This window comes from Arthrobacter sp. zg-Y877 (genome assembly GCF_030373105.1).
In the GTDB taxonomy this organism is placed as follows: domain Bacteria; phylum Actinomycetota; class Actinomycetes; order Actinomycetales; family Micrococcaceae; genus Arthrobacter_B.
In genome coordinates, this window is sequence record NZ_JAUCPU010000007.1 from 386,919 (window position 1) to 403,054 (window position 16,136).

Below are 16,136 nucleotides of genomic sequence, written 5' to 3' on the forward strand. Positions count from 1 at the left end.
TCTTTTGCCAATCCGAGCAATTAGGACATTGAGCTAAGTATGCTTAGTATGTTTCTAAGTAGTCCCCTAGGTATTCACTCGGGGTTAGAAACTAAAGTTAGGTACTGGCAATGTCGAACCATGGCAATACTGTCGCAGCCTCCGGGCGCACGAATGTCCAGAAGGCCGCGCTGGCCTTCGGCGTCGTCTTCCTGCTGGTTGGCGTCCTGGGCTTCATCCCGGGCGTAACCACCAACTACAGCGAACTCACCTTCGCTGGCCACCACTCCGAAGCGAAGCTGCTGGGCATCTTCCAGGTTTCCGCTCTGCATAACATCGTCCACCTCCTGTTCGGCATCGCCGGCCTGATGTTCTCCCGCACGGTAACGGGCGCCCGCAAGTACCTCATCGGCGGCGGCGCGGTCTACGCACTGCTGCTGGTTTACGGCCTGTTCATCGGCCATGACTCCGCGGCCAACTTCGTTCCGCTGAACACCGCGGATAACTGGCTGCACGGCTTCCTCGCGGTTGCCATGATTGGTTCGGGCTTTGCCCTGACCCGCGATCGCCGGGACGCCCCGGCCGCCCGCGTCTAATTGAACGCACCGGGTAGGCAGATATCGTCTGCCTGCCCGCCCCATACCCCCACCCAGCCGCCGCCGCGGTTCCTGGCCTCACCGCCGGGAACACGGCGGCGGCTGTGTTTAACCGGTTGTTTATCCGGGGCAAATAGAAGACCGGAGGCAGGACGGGTCTCGGCGCAGCAGCGGACTGGCGGGCAGGCGGGCGGTGCTTCCGCGCAGACCGTTGACCCTGCAGTAGGGCGGGCCTAGGGTCGAACGCATCATCACGTGGATGTGGAAACAAAAACAAAGGAGTTTTTGTGACGACTGCTGCATTCCAACAACCGCTCGACCCGATTGCCGGTTCCCTTGCCCTGTCCGCAATCCTTGCGGCGCTGCCGCTGCTGATCCTGTTTATCCTGCTGGGCGTGTTCCGGATGAAGGCCTATCAGGCGGCCCTGATCAGCCTGGGGCTTTCCATCATCCTGGCCATCGTGGGTTGGCAGATGCCGGTGGGCCAGGTCGCCTCGGCCACGGGCCTCGGTGCCTTTTATGCCATCTTTCCCATCCTCTGGATTCTGATCAATGCCCTGTGGATCTACAAGCTGACCGTGGCAACGCCGTGGTTCGAGGTCCTGGGGCGCACCATCCGGTCCATCTCCGACGATCTGCGTATCCTGTCCATCCTCATCGCCTTCTGTTTCGGCGCACTGCTGGAATCCCTGGCCGGCTTCGGCGCACCGGTGGCCATTGCGGCCGCCATGCTGATGGCAGCAGGCATGCAGCCCCTGAAGTCCGCCGTCGTTGCCCTGCTGGCCAATACGGCACCGGTGGCCTTCGGCGCCATGGCAGCACCGATTATTGCGCTGAACGGCGTCACGGGCATTCCGCTGCAGGAACTGTCCTCCATGACCGGACGGCAGACGCCGTTCATTGCCTTGGTGGTTCCGCTGATCCTGGTCTTCCTTGTCGACGGAAAGCGCGGGCTGCGGCAGACCTGGCCGGTTGCCCTGGTGGCCGGAGCGGCCTTCGGGCTGGCGCAGTTTGTGGCTTCGAACTTCTTCATCGTGGAATTGACCGACGTCGTTGCCGCCGTGGTGACGGTGGTGGCCGTGCTGTTGATGCTCCGGGTCTGGCAGCCGGCCGAGATTATCGGCATGACCGGGGAAACCCGGGAGGCCGAGAACGCGGGGGAAGCCGAGTCGCTGGATGAAACTGCCGGAACCGACACCCTCACCGGCTCCGGCCGGGGCGCGGGTCCCGGGGCCGGAGCCGGGGGAACCGCCGGGGGAGTCGCCGGGGGAGCCACCGCCGTGGGGGCCGGCGCCGGCACCGGGGCTGACGGCGTTAAGTCCGGGAGTGGTGGGGATGGAGACGGCGCCGCCAGCGGCACCACCTCGCACACCGGCCGGCCTTCGGGCCACGACGTGTGGATGGCCATCGCTCCGTATCTGATCATCATCGTGGTGTTCTCCCTCGCCCAGATCCCAGCGGTCAAGACCTGGCTGACCAGTATCGGCAGCACCACCTTCCTGTGGCCGGGCCTGGATGTCACCGGCTCCAACGGCAAGCCTGTGGCTGCGCAGACCCTGCGTTTCGACCACATCCGTGCCACCGGGACCCTGCTGCTGTTCTCCGGCATCATCACCATGGTGCTGTACCGGATTGCACCGTCCCGCGGGGTACGCGTCTACGGGGAAACCCTGAAGCAGCTGCGCTGGACCATCCTGACGGTCTGTTCCGTATTGGCCCTGTCCTTCGTGATGAACCTGTCCGGCCAAACCACCACCCTCGGGGTTGCCCTGGCATCCGCGGGTGGGTTCTTCGCCCTGCTCTCCCCGCTGCTGGGCTGGATCGGGGTGGCCCTCACCGGATCCGACACCTCGTCGAACTCCCTCTTCGGGGCCCTCCAGGTGGCCGCTGCCAATGAGACCGGGCTGTCACCGACGTTGATGGCCGCGGCGAATTCCTCCGCCGGGGTCATGGGCAAGATGCTCTCGCTGCAGAACCTCGCCATCGCCTCGGCCGCCGTCGGGCTGGAAGGGGCGGAGGGAACACTGCTGCGCAAGCTCATCGGCTGGAGCCTGGGCCTGCTGGCGTTCATCACCCTGCTGATCTGGCTGCAGTCGACGTCGATTCTTGGCTGGATGGTCCCTTGAGCCCAAATAAACCCCCCAGAAACCCGACGTCCTGCGTTCCGGCATCCTGACCGGCACCCCGCGCCGAACTCCAAAGGAGAAACCCGTGACCACGCATTCACTTGACCCGGTTTCCGGCAGTACCGTCCTAAGCGGCTTCCCATCCGTCTCCTTCCTTGAAGCGGACCGGCAACGGGTGAGCACCGACCGCTCCGGCTTTGTCCCCGAATCCCTGCCGGACGGGGTGGTCTTCGCCCGCTCCGCCGACGACGTCGTCGCCACCCTCCAGCGAGCCACCAAACACCGCGTTCCGGTGGTCCCCCGGGGTGCCGGCACCGGGCTCGCGGCGGCGTCGTCCTCACGGGCGGGTGAGCTGGTACTCGATGTTTCGGGCATGAACAGGATCCTGCGCATCGACCCCCAGGAGCAGCTGGCGGTGGTGGAGCCCGGTGTCCTGAACGCCGACCTGAATGCCGCCGCGGCGGAATACGGCCTGTTCTACGCTCCGGACCCGGCGAGCACCGCCATCTGCAGCATCGGCGGAAACATTGCCACCAATGCCGGCGGCATGCGCTGCGCCAAGTATGGCGTGACCAGGGAGTCGGTGCTGGCCCTGCGCGTGATTCTCTCGGACGGACGGGAACTGCGCACCGGCCGCGAGACGATCAAAGGCGTCAGCGGGTATGACCTCAATGCCCTGATGATCGGTTCGGAGGGAACCCTCGGGGTGGTGGTCGAAGCCACGCTGCGGCTGCGTCCGCTGCCGGTGCACACCGCCACGGTGGCCGCCTTCTTCCCGGATGTCACCACTGCGGCCCAGGCGGCGTCCGCCGTCGTCGCCGCCCGGATCCAGCCCTCGGTGATGGAGCTGATGGACGGGCCCACGCTTGAAGCGGTGGACATGGCCATGGGCACCGATTACCGGTCCAAGGGCGGCGCGTTCCTGCTGGTACAGACAGACGGGTACGGGGCGTTCCTGGAGCAGGATGTGGTGATGGACGTCCTGACAACGCTGGGCAGCTGTGAGCGGGCCGTCGACGACGAGCATGCCGCCGCGCTGATCACCGCCCGCCGGGAAGCCATCCCCTCGCTGGAGAAGCTGGGCCGGGTGTCCATCGGCGATATCGGCGTTCCTCGGGGACGGCTGGCCGAAGTGGTGAGCGGGCTCGAAGAGATTTCCGCCCGCACCGGGGTCCGCATCTTCACCATCGCGCATGCCTCGGACGGGAACCTGCATCCCATGATCGTGCTGGATCCGGAGGATTCCGTGACCACGGGACCGGCCAAGGCGGCCCTGGGGGAGATGTTCTACCTCGCGCACCGGCTGGGCGGCACTTTGACCGGCGAGCACGGGATCGGGCTGCTCAAGCGGGACTGGCTGGAGGAGGAACTGGGCGGGGTCTCCCTGGAGGTGATGCACACGATCCGCACCGCCCTGGATCCGCTGGGCATCCTCAATCCGGGCAAGGCGCTTTAGGCCGGGGTGGTTCCCGGTCGCATGGGCCTGCGCAACAGTGGCCGAAGCGGCGCCGTGCTGCGGGTTCGGTGGCGGACGTCCTTGGCGGCGCCTACCCTGTGCAGTCCACCAGGTGTTTACCCCGTGAGGAGAGCCCCATGCGCCGACTGCCCTTAGTTACTGTTGCCGACAAGCTGGAAAACGCGGGGTGGCTGGACCCGGCCGCCGGATGGGTGGCGAGGACCGCGAAGTCGTTACTGCCGTGGCCTGCCGTGCGGGACGTCCTGCACGGTGTTCCCCTCGGGCATCCGCTGCACCCGCTGATGATCGTGGTGCCGCTGGGGGCCTGGGTATCCGCCGCGGTGCTGGACGTGCTGCCCGGCAATGAGCGGGCCGCCCGGACACTGGTTGGCGTGGGAGTAGTGGCGGCCGCTCCCACCGCGCTCGCGGGCGTTACGGACTTCTCGCAGCTGAATACCGAGCAGCAACGCACCGGGATTGTGCACCAGGGTTCCAACGCGATCGCCGTCGGCCTCTATTCCGTGTCCTGGCTGGTGCGCGGGAAGGGCCGGACGGGGCTGGGCCGCGTCCTCGCCTTCGCCGGCCTGGCGGTCACCGGCGTAAGCGGGTTCCTGGGTGGGCACCTGTCCTACCGGCAGGGTGCCGGAGTAAACCGCAATGAGGACTTCCCGGCGAAGGTGCCGGAAGGCTGGCACTCACTGGGACCGGTGGATGCGTTCGCATCCGGCGTTCCGCAGCCGGCGAGGCTCGGACCGGTGAGTCTGATGGTGCTCAAGCGGACCGACGGCGCCGCGGACGGTGCGGTGGCCGTCCTCGCGGACACCTGCAGCCACCTCGGCGGTCCGCTGTACGAGGGGGAACTGCGGGAAGTGAAAAACGAGCTGTGCATTGTCTGTCCCTGGCACGGCAGCACCTTCTCCGTGCAGTCGGGGAACGTGGTGCACGGGCCGGCGACTGCTCCACAGCCGTCCTTTTCCACCCGGATCCGGGACGGTTTGCTGGAGGTGAGCGTTAAACCCTGAACCTGCCCGCCAATCAAGGAGGCTGCTGTGCGCACGACAAATCTGGGAACCAATGGACCGGAGGTCGGAGTTATCGGCCTGGGCTGCATGGGGATGAGCTACGCCTATGACATGGACGCGGAACGCGACGATGAAACGTCCATCTCGGTGATCCGCGGAGGTGTCGAGCTGGGGGCCACCCTGGTCGACACCGCTGATGTGTACGGACCCTATACCAATGAGGAACTGGTGGGCCGGGCATTGAGGGACGGCTACCGGGAGCGGGTAGTGCTCTCCACGAAAGTGGGGCTGGAGGTCAGCAACGAGGCCCCGGCCGCCGGGACCATGCCCGGACTGAAGAAGGACGGCCGCCCCGAGCACATCCGGGAGTCCATCGACGGCAGCCTGCGCCGGCTCGGCACCGACCACGTTGACCTGTACATCCTGCACCGGGTGGATCCGCAGGTGCCGCTGGAGGAATCCTGGGGCGCCATGGCCGAGGTGGTCCGTGACGGCAAGGCCCGGGCCATCGGCCTGTCGGAAGCCAGCGTGGAACAGATCCAGCTGGCACAGACGGTGCATCCGGTAACTGTTGTGCAGTCCGAACTCTCGCTCTGGACCCGGGACCGGCTCGCCGACGTCGTCCCCTACTGCGAGGAGCAGGGCCTGGCGTTCCTGGCCTTTTCGCCGCTGGGCCGCGGCTTCCTCACCGGCCGGTTCACGTCCTTCGATGACCTTCCGCCCGACGACATGCGCCGGAGGCTCCCGCGGTTCCAGCAGGAGAACCTGCGGGCAAACCTGGCGATTGTGCAGCGGGTGCACGACGTCGCGGAACGGGTGGGTGCGACGCCGGCGCAGGTGGCACTCGCATGGGTGGTGGCCCAGGGCCGCCGGGTCATTCCGATCCCGGGCACCAAAACACCGAAATATCTGCGGGAAAACGTAGCCGCCGGGGACTTGGTCCTCAGCGGCGAGGATCTGGTAATGCTCAACAACGCACCGCAGCCGGAGGGCGCCCGGTACTGACCGGCGGTCCCCTGGAACGCTTTGCACCGAGTGCAAAGATGCACGTAGTGTAGAAACGTGTTATCCACCCTCCCGGTCGAAGACCGCCGCAAGGCGCTCAAAAGCCGCCATCGCCAGGCCATTGTGGCTGCCGCGGCGGCGCTTATCGACGAGCGCCAGGCCACGGATTTCAGCGTGGACGAGCTGGCCCGGCGCGCCGATGTTTCGCGGCGGACGGTCTTCAATCACTTCGCCTCCATCCACGACATCGTCTCCGAGGTGTGCAGCGACGTACTCAGTTCCGCCGTCGCGAGCCTGACCGCTGTCCCGGCGTCCGACGCCGCGGGCATGGGGATGCTCGATGAGATTGCCGAGGCGTTCCGCAAGGCGGACCTGGTGGCGCCCATGGCCTACCTGAACCGCGTACTCGGCGACGGGGGGCCGGCAGTGGCCGCGCATCCCATGGCGCTTCGTGCGTTTACCGAGCTCAGCGAGCGGCTTTCGGCCGTGATGCTCCGGCGCCACCCGGAGGCGGACAAGCTTAGTGTGGACCTGCTCGTGGGCGCACTCACCAGCGGGTTGGGGGTGCTGTACCACCACTGGCACTGCGCCACCGGCGCCGTTGACACCCCCGCGTCCAGGGTCAGCTGGGAGCGGATGCTGAACCAGCTCCTCGAGACCGTCAGGGCCGGCCACGCTGCCGGGCCGGCCGGCGACGCCCGCCCTAGTTCCCCCAATCCGTAGTTTCCCTCCAACCATCCCTCTAAAGGACAGACTCTCAATGGCTGAATTCCTCTACCGCCTCGGATCGGCGGCCGCACGCCGTGCGCGTTCCGTGCTGGCGGCGTGGTTCGCAGTGCTCGTGGTGGCCGGTGTTGCCTACACGCTCTTCGGCGGCACCCTCACCACCGCGTTCTCCATTCCCGATACGCCCACCACCAAGGTCACTGAGCGCCTGCAGGAGAAGCTCCCGCAGGCGTCGGGCGGGTCCGGGTCAGTGATGATCCAGACTGAGGACGGATCCAGCTTCACCGGTGAGCAGCAGCAGGAAATCACCGAGCTGGTCGGCAAGGCCTCCGAGATGGACGGGGTGGAAAACGTCATCGACCCGTTCGCCACCGAGGCCGACCGGGAGGCCCAGGCACAGGAGCTGCAGGCGGGCCTGGCGCAGGTTGAGTCAGGCCGCGCCCAGATTGAGGACGGCCGGGCCCAGTTGGAGGCCGGCCAGAGCCAGCTCGACGCCGCACGGCAGCAGGCCGAAGCGGCGGGTGCACCCGCTGAAATGATGGCCCAGCTGGATGCTCAGCAGACCGAGCTGGATGCCAAGCGGGCGGAGCTGGACGCAGGCAGTGAAGAGCTGGAAGCCGGCGCCGTGCAGGCCGAGCAGGGCGCAGCCCTGCTGGATATGGCCGAGGAAATCCGCACTGTTTCCGAGGATCGAAGCGCCGCCATCCTGAACGTGACCTTCACTGAGTCGCAGATGGAGATCACGCAGGAAACCAAGGACGCCGTGGTGGCCCTCTTTGAGGACGAGCCCGTCGACGGGGTCAAGGTGGATTACTCCGCTGAAATTTCGGCCGCTGCTCCGGCGCTCTTCGGCATCGGCGAGGTGGTTGGCCTCGTCATCGCCGGTGTGGTCCTGTTCGTTATGCTGGGCACCCTGATCGCTGCCGGGCTGCCGCTTCTGACCGCGCTGATCGGCGTCGGCATCGGTGCCCTGGGTGGGCTGGCGTTCTCCGGCGTCGTCGAGATGGCGTCGGTAACCCCGGTGCTCGGCCTGATGCTCGGCCTCGCCGTGGGCATCGATTACGCACTGTTCATCGTGAACCGGCACCGCCGCCAGCTCAAGACCGGCCTTCCCCTGCAGGAATCCATCGCGCTGGCCAACGGCACCTCGGGCAACGCCGTGGTGTTTGCCGGTGCAACCGTGTTCATTGCCCTGCTCGCCCTGAACGTCACGGGAATTCCGTTCCTGGGCCTGATGGGTACCGTGGGCGCGGCCTGTGTCGCCATCGCCGTGCTGGTTGCGGTCACCCTGACGCCGGCACTGCTGAAGCTTGTCGGCATGCGCATCCTCAGCCGCAAGGAGCGGGCCGCAATTCACCCGTCCGAAAGCGCTGCCGCCAAGGAGGGCCGCCCGCAGCTCGCGGAAGCCAAGCCCATGTCCTCCATCCGCGCCGTGGTGACGGTGGTGGCCTCCATTGCCGCACTGCTGCTGCTGGCGGTGCCGTCAATGGACCTGCGGCTGAACCTGCCCGACGGATCCGCCGAAGCGCACGACACCACCCAGTACCGGGCCTACGCCGCCGTTTCCGAGAAGTTCGGCGAAGGGCAGAATGGCCCGCTGCTGCTGGTGGCGGAACTGCCGGGCGAGCCCAGCGAAGAGGAAGCGCTGGTAGCCCAGAACGAGATTGCCACCGCCATCTTCGACCAGGACGATGTGGCGGCAGTTGCTCCCATCGGCACCTCCGAAGACCGGAGCGTGGCTGCCTTCCAAGTCATTCCGGAAGAAGGCCCCACGAGCGAATCCACCGAGAACCTCGTGAACTCGCTGCGTGGCATGTCCCCGGTTGAGGGCGAAAACGGCGACTATGAGATCGGCGTGGCCGGCTCCGCCAGCGGCAACATCGACATTTCCGAGAAGCTGGGCGAGGCCCTGCCGCTCTACCTCGGTGTGGTCGTGGGACTGTCCCTGCTGATCCTGATCCTGGTGTTCCGGTCGATCTTCGTTCCGATCATCGCGACCCTCGGCTTCATCCTGTCCTACTTCGCAGCCCTCGGCGGCGTAGTGGCGATCTACCAGTGGGGCTGGCTGTCCGGCATCTTCGGCGTGGAGACCCCCGGCCCGATCCTGAGCTTCCTGCCGACCATCCTGGCGGGCATCCTCTTCGGCTTGGCGATGGACTACATGCTCTTCCTGGGCTCGGGCATGCGTGAGGCCTATGTCCACGGAGCGCCGGCGCGCCTCGCCGTCGCCCAGGGCTTCCGGGCCGGCCGGTCGGTGGTCGCCGCTGCGGCAATCATCATGGCGTCCGTGTTCGGCGGCTTCATCTTCTCGCACAGCACGATGATCCGGCCCATCGGCTTCGCCCTGGCCTTCGGTGTCCTGGTGGATGCGTTCGTGGTGCGGATGCTGCTGATCCCCGCCCTGATGCACCTGGCAGGCGACAAGGCCTGGTGGCTGCCGAAGTGGGTGGACAAGATCCTGCCCGACGTCGACGTCGAGGGTGCCTCCCTGGAACGCCGCCATCCGCATGTGGATGAGTCGCGCTCCGAGGTGGAGGAACCGGCCCGGAGCTAGCTCCCGCCGGTCTTGACCACACAAAAACGTGCCGTCCTTCCTTCGGGAAGGGCGGCACGTTTTCGTTGGTCCCTGGAAGGGGGATCCGGCTTCCGGGGAGCAGCGCGGGGCCTATCCGCGCCGGAATCGCCCGCCTGGATGATGAGCAGCGGGAGGCGCTGGAGGCGGCCGCTGACGCGATTGTTGCCCTGAATCGGGCCATGCAGGCACGCGGCTGAACTTCTACTGCCACTTTGCGTTTCTACTGTCGGTTTAAAACGGCAGGAAAAACGTAAAACGGCAGGAGAACCGCAGCCTGGCAGCAGAAACACAGACTGGCAGCAGATGCGCCACGGCGCGAAAAAGTTTCCATGCGGACAGTGGTTGTCCGCAATTGGTCCTAGGCTTCCTCCCATGGCTATCGCACGCGCTCCCATCACTGTTATCGACTGCCCGGATCCCGTGGCACTCGCCACCTTCTACGGCACCCTCCTGGATTGGAAGGTGGACTTGAACGGGTACGACGGCGACTGGACCGAAATCTCCGACGTCACCGGTCAGCGCTACTCCTTCCAGAAGGTGGAGAACTACGCGCCGCCGGCCTGGCCGGGCCAGGACATGCCCCAGCAGATGCATATCGACGTGGATGTTGATGACCTGGACGAGGCCGAGGCTGCTGTCCTCGCGCTGGGGGCAACCAAACACGAGCACCAGCTGGGGAGGACCTTCCGCGTGTTCCTGGATCCGGCAGGCCACCCCTTCTGCCTCTGTGTTGGCTGGAAGGACGACTGAATCCCGGCGCCCTGGCTTCCGGCTAGCGGGAGAGGTTGTCCTCCAGCGTGGCGGTGTGCGCGGCAAGCCGGGCAAATGCGCCGTCGGCTGCCCGGAGTTCGGCCGGTGACCCCGTCTCGATGACCCGGCCGGCGTCGAGCACCACCACCTGGTCCGCGTTCTCCACGGTCGAGAGCCGGTGGGCGATGGTCAGCGTGGTGCGCCCGGCGGAGAGGTGCTCCAGGGCCAGCTGCACCTGCGCCTCGGTGGTGTTGTCCAGCGCCGAGGTGGCCTCGTCCAGGACCAGGACCGGCGGATTGCGCAGGATGGTGCGGGCAATGGCCAGGCGCTGCTGCTCGCCGCCGGAGAAACGGTGGCCGCGCGCCCCCACCAGGGTGTCCATGCCCTCGGGCAGGGCGCCGACGGTGTCGGCCATCTGCGCCGCGGCCAGGGCGGACCAGAGCTGGTCGTCGCTGGCGTCCGGATCGGCGAGCAGCAGGTTCTCGCGGATGGAAGCGTGGATCAGATAGGTCTCCTGGGAGACGACGCCGACAATCCGGGCCAGGTCCTCGGGGGCCAGCTCGCGCACGTCCACGCCATCGATGCTGACGCTGCCGGAGCTCGTGTCGTTCAGCCGCGGCAGCAGGGACGCCAGGGTGCTCTTGCCGGAGCCGGTGGATCCAACGACGGCGGTGGTGGTCCCGGCGGGCAGTGTCAGGTCGATGCCGTGCAGGACTTCGGTGCCGTCGTCGTAGGTGAAATGCACGTCCTGGAACCGCACGTCACCGTGGACCGCGGCCGGATCCAGCCGGACGGGAGCGGCGGCAGGGCGGATCTGCGGCTCAAGATCCAGGTATTCGAAGATCCGGCTGAAGAATGCCAGGGCGGTTACCCACTGCACCCCGATGTTCAGCAGGCCCATCACCGGCCGGAAGATGCCCGCCTGCAGTCCGGTGAACGCCACCAGGGTGCCGATGGTCATTCCGCCGTTGGTGGCAGGGAACCCCGCGGCGAGGTAGATGACGGCCGGAATGGCCGCGAAGACAATCTGCATGGTCGCCATCCGCCAGCGCCCGGCGAGCTGGCTGCGCAGCTCCAGGCCCACGAGGGTCTCCGAGCGGGCGCGGAACCGGTCGGCGTCGCGCGGGATGGTGCCCAGGGTTTTGGCCAGCCGCACGCCCGAGACCGAGAGGCCCTCCTCCACCTGGGTGTGCAGGGCGGCGAGTTCGCGCTGGCGTTCATCGGTGACGTCGCGGCGGATCATTGCCACGCGCCGGGAGAGCCAGATCGCCGGCGGCAGCACCACGAGCGAGATCAGGCTCAGCCCGGGGGAGAGGGCCACCATCGCGACGGCGGTCGCAACCGCCGTCGTGAGGTTGGAGGCCACGCCCGTGGCGGTGGTGGTGACGACCGACTGCATGCCGGAAATATCGTGTGTGAGCCGGGACTGCACCTCCCCGCCGCGGGTGCGGGTGAAGAAGCCGAGCGACTGGGCCTGCAGGTGGGTAAAGAGCTTCACGCGCAGGGTATGCATCACGCGCTGGCCCATGCTCGTGGCCAGCCAGGTCTGCACAACGCCGATCGCCGCGGTCAGTGCCGCCACGCCCACCATGGATGCGGTGAGGAACAGCAGCAGGCGGGTGTTGCCGTGCGGCAGTGCGTCATCGATCACGGCCCGGACCAGGAACGGCTGGGCGAGTCCGACCACCGAGGAGGCGGTGATCAGCAGTACGACGACGGCGATGGTCCCCTTGTGTGGGGCGAAGAGTGCGGCGATGCGCCGCAGGGAAACCGGATGCCGGTTCAGCTGTTTTTGATCGGCGGGATTCAGTTTCGCGGGGCCGGGCCCGCCACCTGATCCTCTGCCGCTTCCGGGGGCCGCAGGGGCCGTTTCGGGAATAGCCATGATTCCTCCTGTGCTGCCGTGAGGTGCGAGGCGGCAGCTAATGCAGAGGTTACCTCATTATGTGGTTACCGGCAAATGTGGGTAGACTCGTCTTCATGGACAACACGGATCCGGCCGCTCTGGGAGAACTGATGCACGCGGCGTTCCGCGGGCTGCGGAAGCGGTGGATGCACCAGCTCGCACCGTATGAGCTGACCCCGCATCAGTTCCGGGCGATGAATGCGGTGGCCCGGGCGGCTGAGCCGGAGGGGGGTGGGCCCGCCGATGCGCCCGTCGGCGCACGCGAAGCCGGTGAGCCGGGGCTGCGGTTGAAGGAACTGGCGGAGCGGCTGCGTATTGCCCCGCGGTCAGCCACCGAGGTGGTGGATCAATTGACCGCGAAGGGGCTCATGGAGCGCCGGGCGCACCCGACCGACCGTCGGGCTACCCTGCTGAGGCTGACCGACGCGGGGGAAAAGCTGCGTGGCACGGTGCTGGCGGACCGGAAGCGTGAGGCAGATGAGTTCTTTTCCGTCCTGGAACCGGGCGACCGGGTAGAGCTCGCACGGATCCTCGGGGAGCTCAGCGGGAGCGGGGACGGCTTGAAAGGCTAACGCTGAGTCTTCGATTTAGAAGCTCACATCGACGCAGGTCCGCATCGAGACTTATGAGGGCTTCGTTTGGATGTCCATTTCGGCGAAACTAAGCCACCTGATTTTCTCCTGTGGTGGTCGTTCTGTTAGGTTTCGAAGAGGAATCCAGCGCTTTTCGCGCCTTCCGCTCCGGCGAACTCGCCGGTGATTGAAACAGTCTCGTTATAAGGTTTCCATTTCATGCGCAATACGACCGGTAAGTCCTTTGCTCCGTGTGCCGCTCCGGCCACAGCAGGGCCCGCAGTCAGTTCCCCTTCACCCGCTGAAAAGCCTGCCCGCCCCTTGTAGGGCAGGGGCCGGAATCCGGCAGCGCGTCGGCCAAATGGCCGGATGACAATGTTGGTTCTCCGGCTTTCCTGCCGCTGAAAACCAGTTGGGCGGACGTTGATTCTTCCCCTTTGACAGGCCAGAGGCCCGTCCACCAGCCTGCTCCGCACCGGATTCCCGGTGCACAGCCAATTGCGCTGCCAGCGAGGCGTGAACAAGACCAACGAAAGGTACAGGATGAATGCGGACGCAGTGATCCACCGCAACAATGTCCGGGTCCTCGGACGTACGGACGGTCCCGCGCTGCTTTTGGCGCAGGGTTTTGGCTGTGACCAGGTCATCTGGGACCGGATTCTGCCGTTCTTTACGGACACCTACAAAGTGGTGCTGTTCGACCATGTTGGAACCGGAGGTGCTGATCCGGATGCCTACGGCGACGCTAAATATGCTGCCTTCGAGGGTTACCTGGCAGACCTGATCGAAATCATTGATGTGCTGGAGCTGGACGACGCTACGGTCGTCGGGCACAGCATCGCCGGCACGATGGCACTGGCGGCGGCGACGCGGAGTCCGAGGATCGCGCGTCTTGTCCTGCTCTGCGCCTCGCCCTGCTATGTGAACGACGAGGGGTACTCCGGTGGGCTTCAGCCGGAGGACATCGAGGCTGTCCTGCAGATGGTGGAGGTCAACTACCCCCTGTGGGCACGGGCGATGGCGCCGGAAATAGCAGGCGCGGAACCCGGCTCCGAGGTGAGCGGCGAACTGGCGGAGAACATGTGCCGGTTGCGTCCGGAGTATGTGCGTGACTTCCTGGAGATGTCTTTCGCCGCGGACGTCCGGCAACTACTGCCCCAGGTGTCTGTCCCGGCCCTGATCCTGCAGTCCCCGGGCGACCCGCTGACCCCGGAACCGGCGTCGTTGTTCCTGCACAGCCATCTTTCCCAAAGCACGCGTGTGGACCTGTTAGCACGCGGGAACATGCCGCACCTTAGTTCTCCCCGGGAAACTGCAGGGGCCATTCTGGAGTACCTGGAGGCGAGCATCCGTGCCTAGCATTGACGGCCACCCCCGGCACAAGAACCCGGAAAACACCGACCCGGGCACGGACTACGAGAAACACTTCCATGCTGCGGCCTCCGGATATCTCGTCCTCACCACGGACGGTACGATCCTGGATGTCAACCAGACACTGGCCTCCTGGACCGGGCGCTCCAGGGACGGACTGCTCGGCGGCAACATCCTTGACCTGATGCCGCGGGCGGACCAAGTGCTCTTCTCCTCCTATGCCGTGCCGCAGCTCGCAGTATCCGGGTGCTTCAATGAAATGGCGGCGGACCTGGTGTCTGCGGACGGGGAGTGTGTCCCGGTGCTCCTCTCAGGTGTGCGCTCCGAAGACGGTGGGAACGGTGCCGAGATTGACCGGATTGCCGTTTTTAACGCCTCCGAACGCCGGCTCTACGAGCAGGATCTCGTGGCGGCCCTGCGGAAAGCAGAGGCGGCGGAAGCGGCCCGGGCCGCAGCGGAGGAGGAAATCCGGCAAAAGCAGAAGGCCCTGGAGGAAAAGGACCGCATCCTGCAGGCGAACCTGTTGGAAAGCCGGGAACGCGAGGCCCTGCTGGAATCGGTTCTGGACGCCGCCGACGTCGGCCTGCTGGTGGTGGATCCGAAGGGCAACACGCTGCTTACCAACACCCACCTGCTCTCCAGCTGGCGCCGGGTCATGGGGGATATTCCCATCACCGCGAAGGAACAAACGATGTTCGGTCCGGACCGGGTGACGCCCATCGGCGATGCCGATAACCCCGCTAGGCGGGCCGCCGCCGGAGAGGCCTTCTCCGACCAGTTGGTATGGTTCGGTGCCGGCGAGCATGAGATGGCCCTTAACGTTTCGGCCCGGCCCATTAAAGGCGAGGGATCCTTCTCCGGATCCGTGATTGCCTTCAGCGACGTCAGCCGGCTGGTCCGTGCCGTGGCGGCGCAGGAAGAGTTCGTAGCCAGCGTGTCGCACGAGTTGCGGACTCCGCTGACCTCCATCATGGGCTACCTGGACCTCGCCCTGGACGAGGAGGGGCTGTCTCCGCAGGTGAAATCAGCCATCGAGATTGCGCTGCGCAACTCGGAACGCTTGCTGGCACTGGTCTCCGATCTGCTGTCCGTGGCGTCGGGCGCCACGAAAATGGACCGCCGCCCGATGAACCTTGCCGAAATTGTGCGGGCGGGTGTGGTGTCGGCAGCCCCGAAGGCCGCTGCGAGCCGGGTGGCGCTGGTAACCGACATTCCGGAATCGCTGATTGCGGACGTGGATCCGCAGCGCCTGGCACAGGTGGTCGATAACCTGCTGTCCAATGCGGTGAAGTACTCACCCGGCGGTGGGACGGTGACGGTGCGGCTGTGGCAGGACGCGGAGGCGGTCCGGCTTTGCGTGGCGGACACCGGGATCGGGATGAGCGAAGCCGAACAGGAAAAGGTCTTCACAAAATTCTTCCGCGCCCGCCGCGCCATTGCCTCTGCTATTCCCGGCGTCGGCCTGGGACTGGTGATCACCAGAAACATCGTGGCGGCCCATGGCGGCGAGCTGAGCTTCGTCAGCAGCCCGGGGGAGGGAAGCGAGTTCACGGTATCCCTGCCCGGTGTGGAGACTGCGGGCGGGATCAGTCCCGCTCGTTGAGCTTGTTCAGCAGCTTGGAAAGGTTTCTGAGCTCGGCGGGAGTCCAGCTTCCCAGCTGCTCCCGCAGCCGGGACCGCTTCGCACTGTGTACACCTTCGAAGCGGACCCGGCCCTCGGGGGTCAGGTCGAGCAGCTGGGCCCGTCCGTCGGAGGGGTCCGCCCGCCGGGCCGCAAGGCCCAGGGTTTCCAGCTGGGTAACTGTCCGGCTCAGCAGGGCTTTGTCCACCTGAAGTGCTTCGGCCACGGCGCCCTGCTGGCACTCCCCGGTGCGGTACAGGGTCATCAGCACCGAGAACCCCAAGGGCTGCAGGGCCGGATGGACGGCTGCGGCGCAATCCTTGAAGATCCGGCGGGCTGCCGCAAGTGTCACCGAGAACTCGCGTTCCACCTCCAGGACAGAGGACTCGAAGGTCCCATCGCCAGCGTCCCCCGCTACCGGCGTCGTCACG

At 66.2% G+C, this 16,136-nt stretch carries 13 protein-coding genes; 11 read left to right on the forward strand and 2 right to left on the reverse strand.

The genetic code is table 11. The features are described from left to right. Positions 1-110: 110 nt before the first annotated feature. The 8 genes from QNO03_RS12660 (at position 111) to QNO03_RS12695 (ending at position 10,235) form a co-directional block, all read left to right on the forward strand. Positions 111-575: a DUF4383 domain-containing protein gene (locus QNO03_RS12660; protein WP_289603529.1), complete on the forward strand. Its 465-nt coding sequence runs from the start codon at positions 111-113 to the stop codon at positions 573-575. Positions 576-862: 287 nt separating this feature from the next. Further along, positions 863-2,701 carry an L-lactate permease gene (locus QNO03_RS12665; protein ID WP_289603530.1) on the forward strand — a complete coding sequence of 613 codons (1,839 nt, stop codon included), beginning with the start codon at positions 863-865 and terminating at the stop codon, positions 2,699-2,701. Between the two features lie 85 nt (positions 2,702-2,786). Further along, positions 2,787-4,157, forward strand: a complete 1,371-nt coding sequence (locus QNO03_RS12670) for an FAD-binding oxidoreductase (protein WP_289603531.1) — start codon at positions 2,787-2,789, stop codon at positions 4,155-4,157. A gap of 137 nt (positions 4,158-4,294) precedes the next feature. Next, the gene (locus tag QNO03_RS12675; protein WP_289603532.1) at positions 4,295-5,179 is read left to right on the forward strand and encodes a Rieske (2Fe-2S) protein; all 885 of its coding nucleotides are present in this window, start codon (positions 4,295-4,297) and stop codon (positions 5,177-5,179) included. A 27-nt stretch (positions 5,180-5,206) separates the two neighbouring features. After that, a complete protein-coding gene (locus QNO03_RS12680) occupies positions 5,207-6,184 on the forward strand; it encodes an aldo/keto reductase (RefSeq protein ID WP_289603533.1) in 978 nt (325 codons plus the stop codon). A 57-nt stretch (positions 6,185-6,241) separates the two neighbouring features. Then, positions 6,242-6,907, forward strand: a complete 666-nt coding sequence (locus tag QNO03_RS12685) for a TetR/AcrR family transcriptional regulator (protein WP_289603534.1) — start codon at positions 6,242-6,244, stop codon at positions 6,905-6,907. A gap of 37 nt (positions 6,908-6,944) precedes the next feature. Next, positions 6,945-9,464 (forward strand): MMPL family transporter, encoded by a 2,520-nt coding sequence (locus QNO03_RS12690; RefSeq protein ID WP_289603535.1) that lies wholly within the window; start codon positions 6,945-6,947, stop codon positions 9,462-9,464. Between the two features lie 393 nt (positions 9,465-9,857). After that, positions 9,858-10,235, forward strand: coding sequence for a VOC family protein (locus QNO03_RS12695; RefSeq protein WP_229946267.1), 378 nt, complete (start codon positions 9,858-9,860; stop codon positions 10,233-10,235). Between the two features lie 22 nt (positions 10,236-10,257). Here the strand turns inward: QNO03_RS12695 and QNO03_RS12700 are convergent, their stop codons facing one another. Further along, positions 10,258-12,120, reverse strand: a complete 1,863-nt coding sequence (locus QNO03_RS12700; protein WP_289603536.1) for an ABC transporter ATP-binding protein — start codon at positions 12,118-12,120, stop codon at positions 10,258-10,260. Between the two features lie 95 nt (positions 12,121-12,215). Between QNO03_RS12700 and QNO03_RS12705 the strand changes: the two genes are divergently transcribed. The 3 genes from QNO03_RS12705 to QNO03_RS12715 all read left to right on the forward strand — a co-directional run bounded on the left by QNO03_RS12705 (position 12,216) and on the right by QNO03_RS12715 (position 15,687). Continuing rightward, a complete protein-coding gene (locus QNO03_RS12705; protein ID WP_289603537.1) occupies positions 12,216-12,713 on the forward strand; it encodes a MarR family winged helix-turn-helix transcriptional regulator in 498 nt (165 codons plus the stop codon). A gap of 543 nt (positions 12,714-13,256) precedes the next feature. Next, positions 13,257-14,072 carry an alpha/beta fold hydrolase gene (locus QNO03_RS12710; RefSeq protein WP_289603538.1) on the forward strand — a complete coding sequence of 272 codons (816 nt, stop codon included), beginning with the start codon at positions 13,257-13,259 and terminating at the stop codon, positions 14,070-14,072. Beyond that, the gene (locus tag QNO03_RS12715; RefSeq protein WP_289603539.1) at positions 14,065-15,687 is read left to right on the forward strand and encodes an ATP-binding protein; all 1,623 of its coding nucleotides are present in this window, start codon (positions 14,065-14,067) and stop codon (positions 15,685-15,687) included. Before QNO03_RS12710 ends, QNO03_RS12715 begins: the two co-directional genes overlap by 8 nt. On the opposite strand, the gene QNO03_RS12720 is transcribed toward QNO03_RS12715, so the two are convergent. Beyond that, positions 15,671-16,135, reverse strand: coding sequence for a MarR family winged helix-turn-helix transcriptional regulator (locus tag QNO03_RS12720; protein WP_289603540.1), 465 nt, complete (start codon positions 16,133-16,135; stop codon positions 15,671-15,673). The genes QNO03_RS12715 and QNO03_RS12720 overlap by 17 nt on opposite strands. Position 16,136: the final 1 nt, after the last annotated feature.

Coding starts and splice junctions, on each gene's coding strand:
- QNO03_RS12660 (WP_289603529.1), top strand. CDS start 111: ATGTCGAACCATGGCAATACTGTCGCAGCCTCCGGGCGCACGAATGTC.
- QNO03_RS12700 (WP_289603536.1), bottom strand. CDS start 12,120: ATGGCTATTCCCGAAACGGCCCCTGCGGCCCCCGGAAGCGGCAGAGGA.
- QNO03_RS12675 (WP_289603532.1), top strand. CDS start 4,295: ATGCGCCGACTGCCCTTAGTTACTGTTGCCGACAAGCTGGAAAACGCG.
- QNO03_RS12690 (WP_289603535.1), top strand. CDS start 6,945: ATGGCTGAATTCCTCTACCGCCTCGGATCGGCGGCCGCACGCCGTGCG.
- QNO03_RS12695 (WP_229946267.1), top strand. CDS start 9,858: ATGGCTATCGCACGCGCTCCCATCACTGTTATCGACTGCCCGGATCCC.
- QNO03_RS12710 (WP_289603538.1), top strand. CDS start 13,257: ATGAATGCGGACGCAGTGATCCACCGCAACAATGTCCGGGTCCTCGGA.
- QNO03_RS12705 (WP_289603537.1), top strand. CDS start 12,216: ATGGACAACACGGATCCGGCCGCTCTGGGAGAACTGATGCACGCGGCG.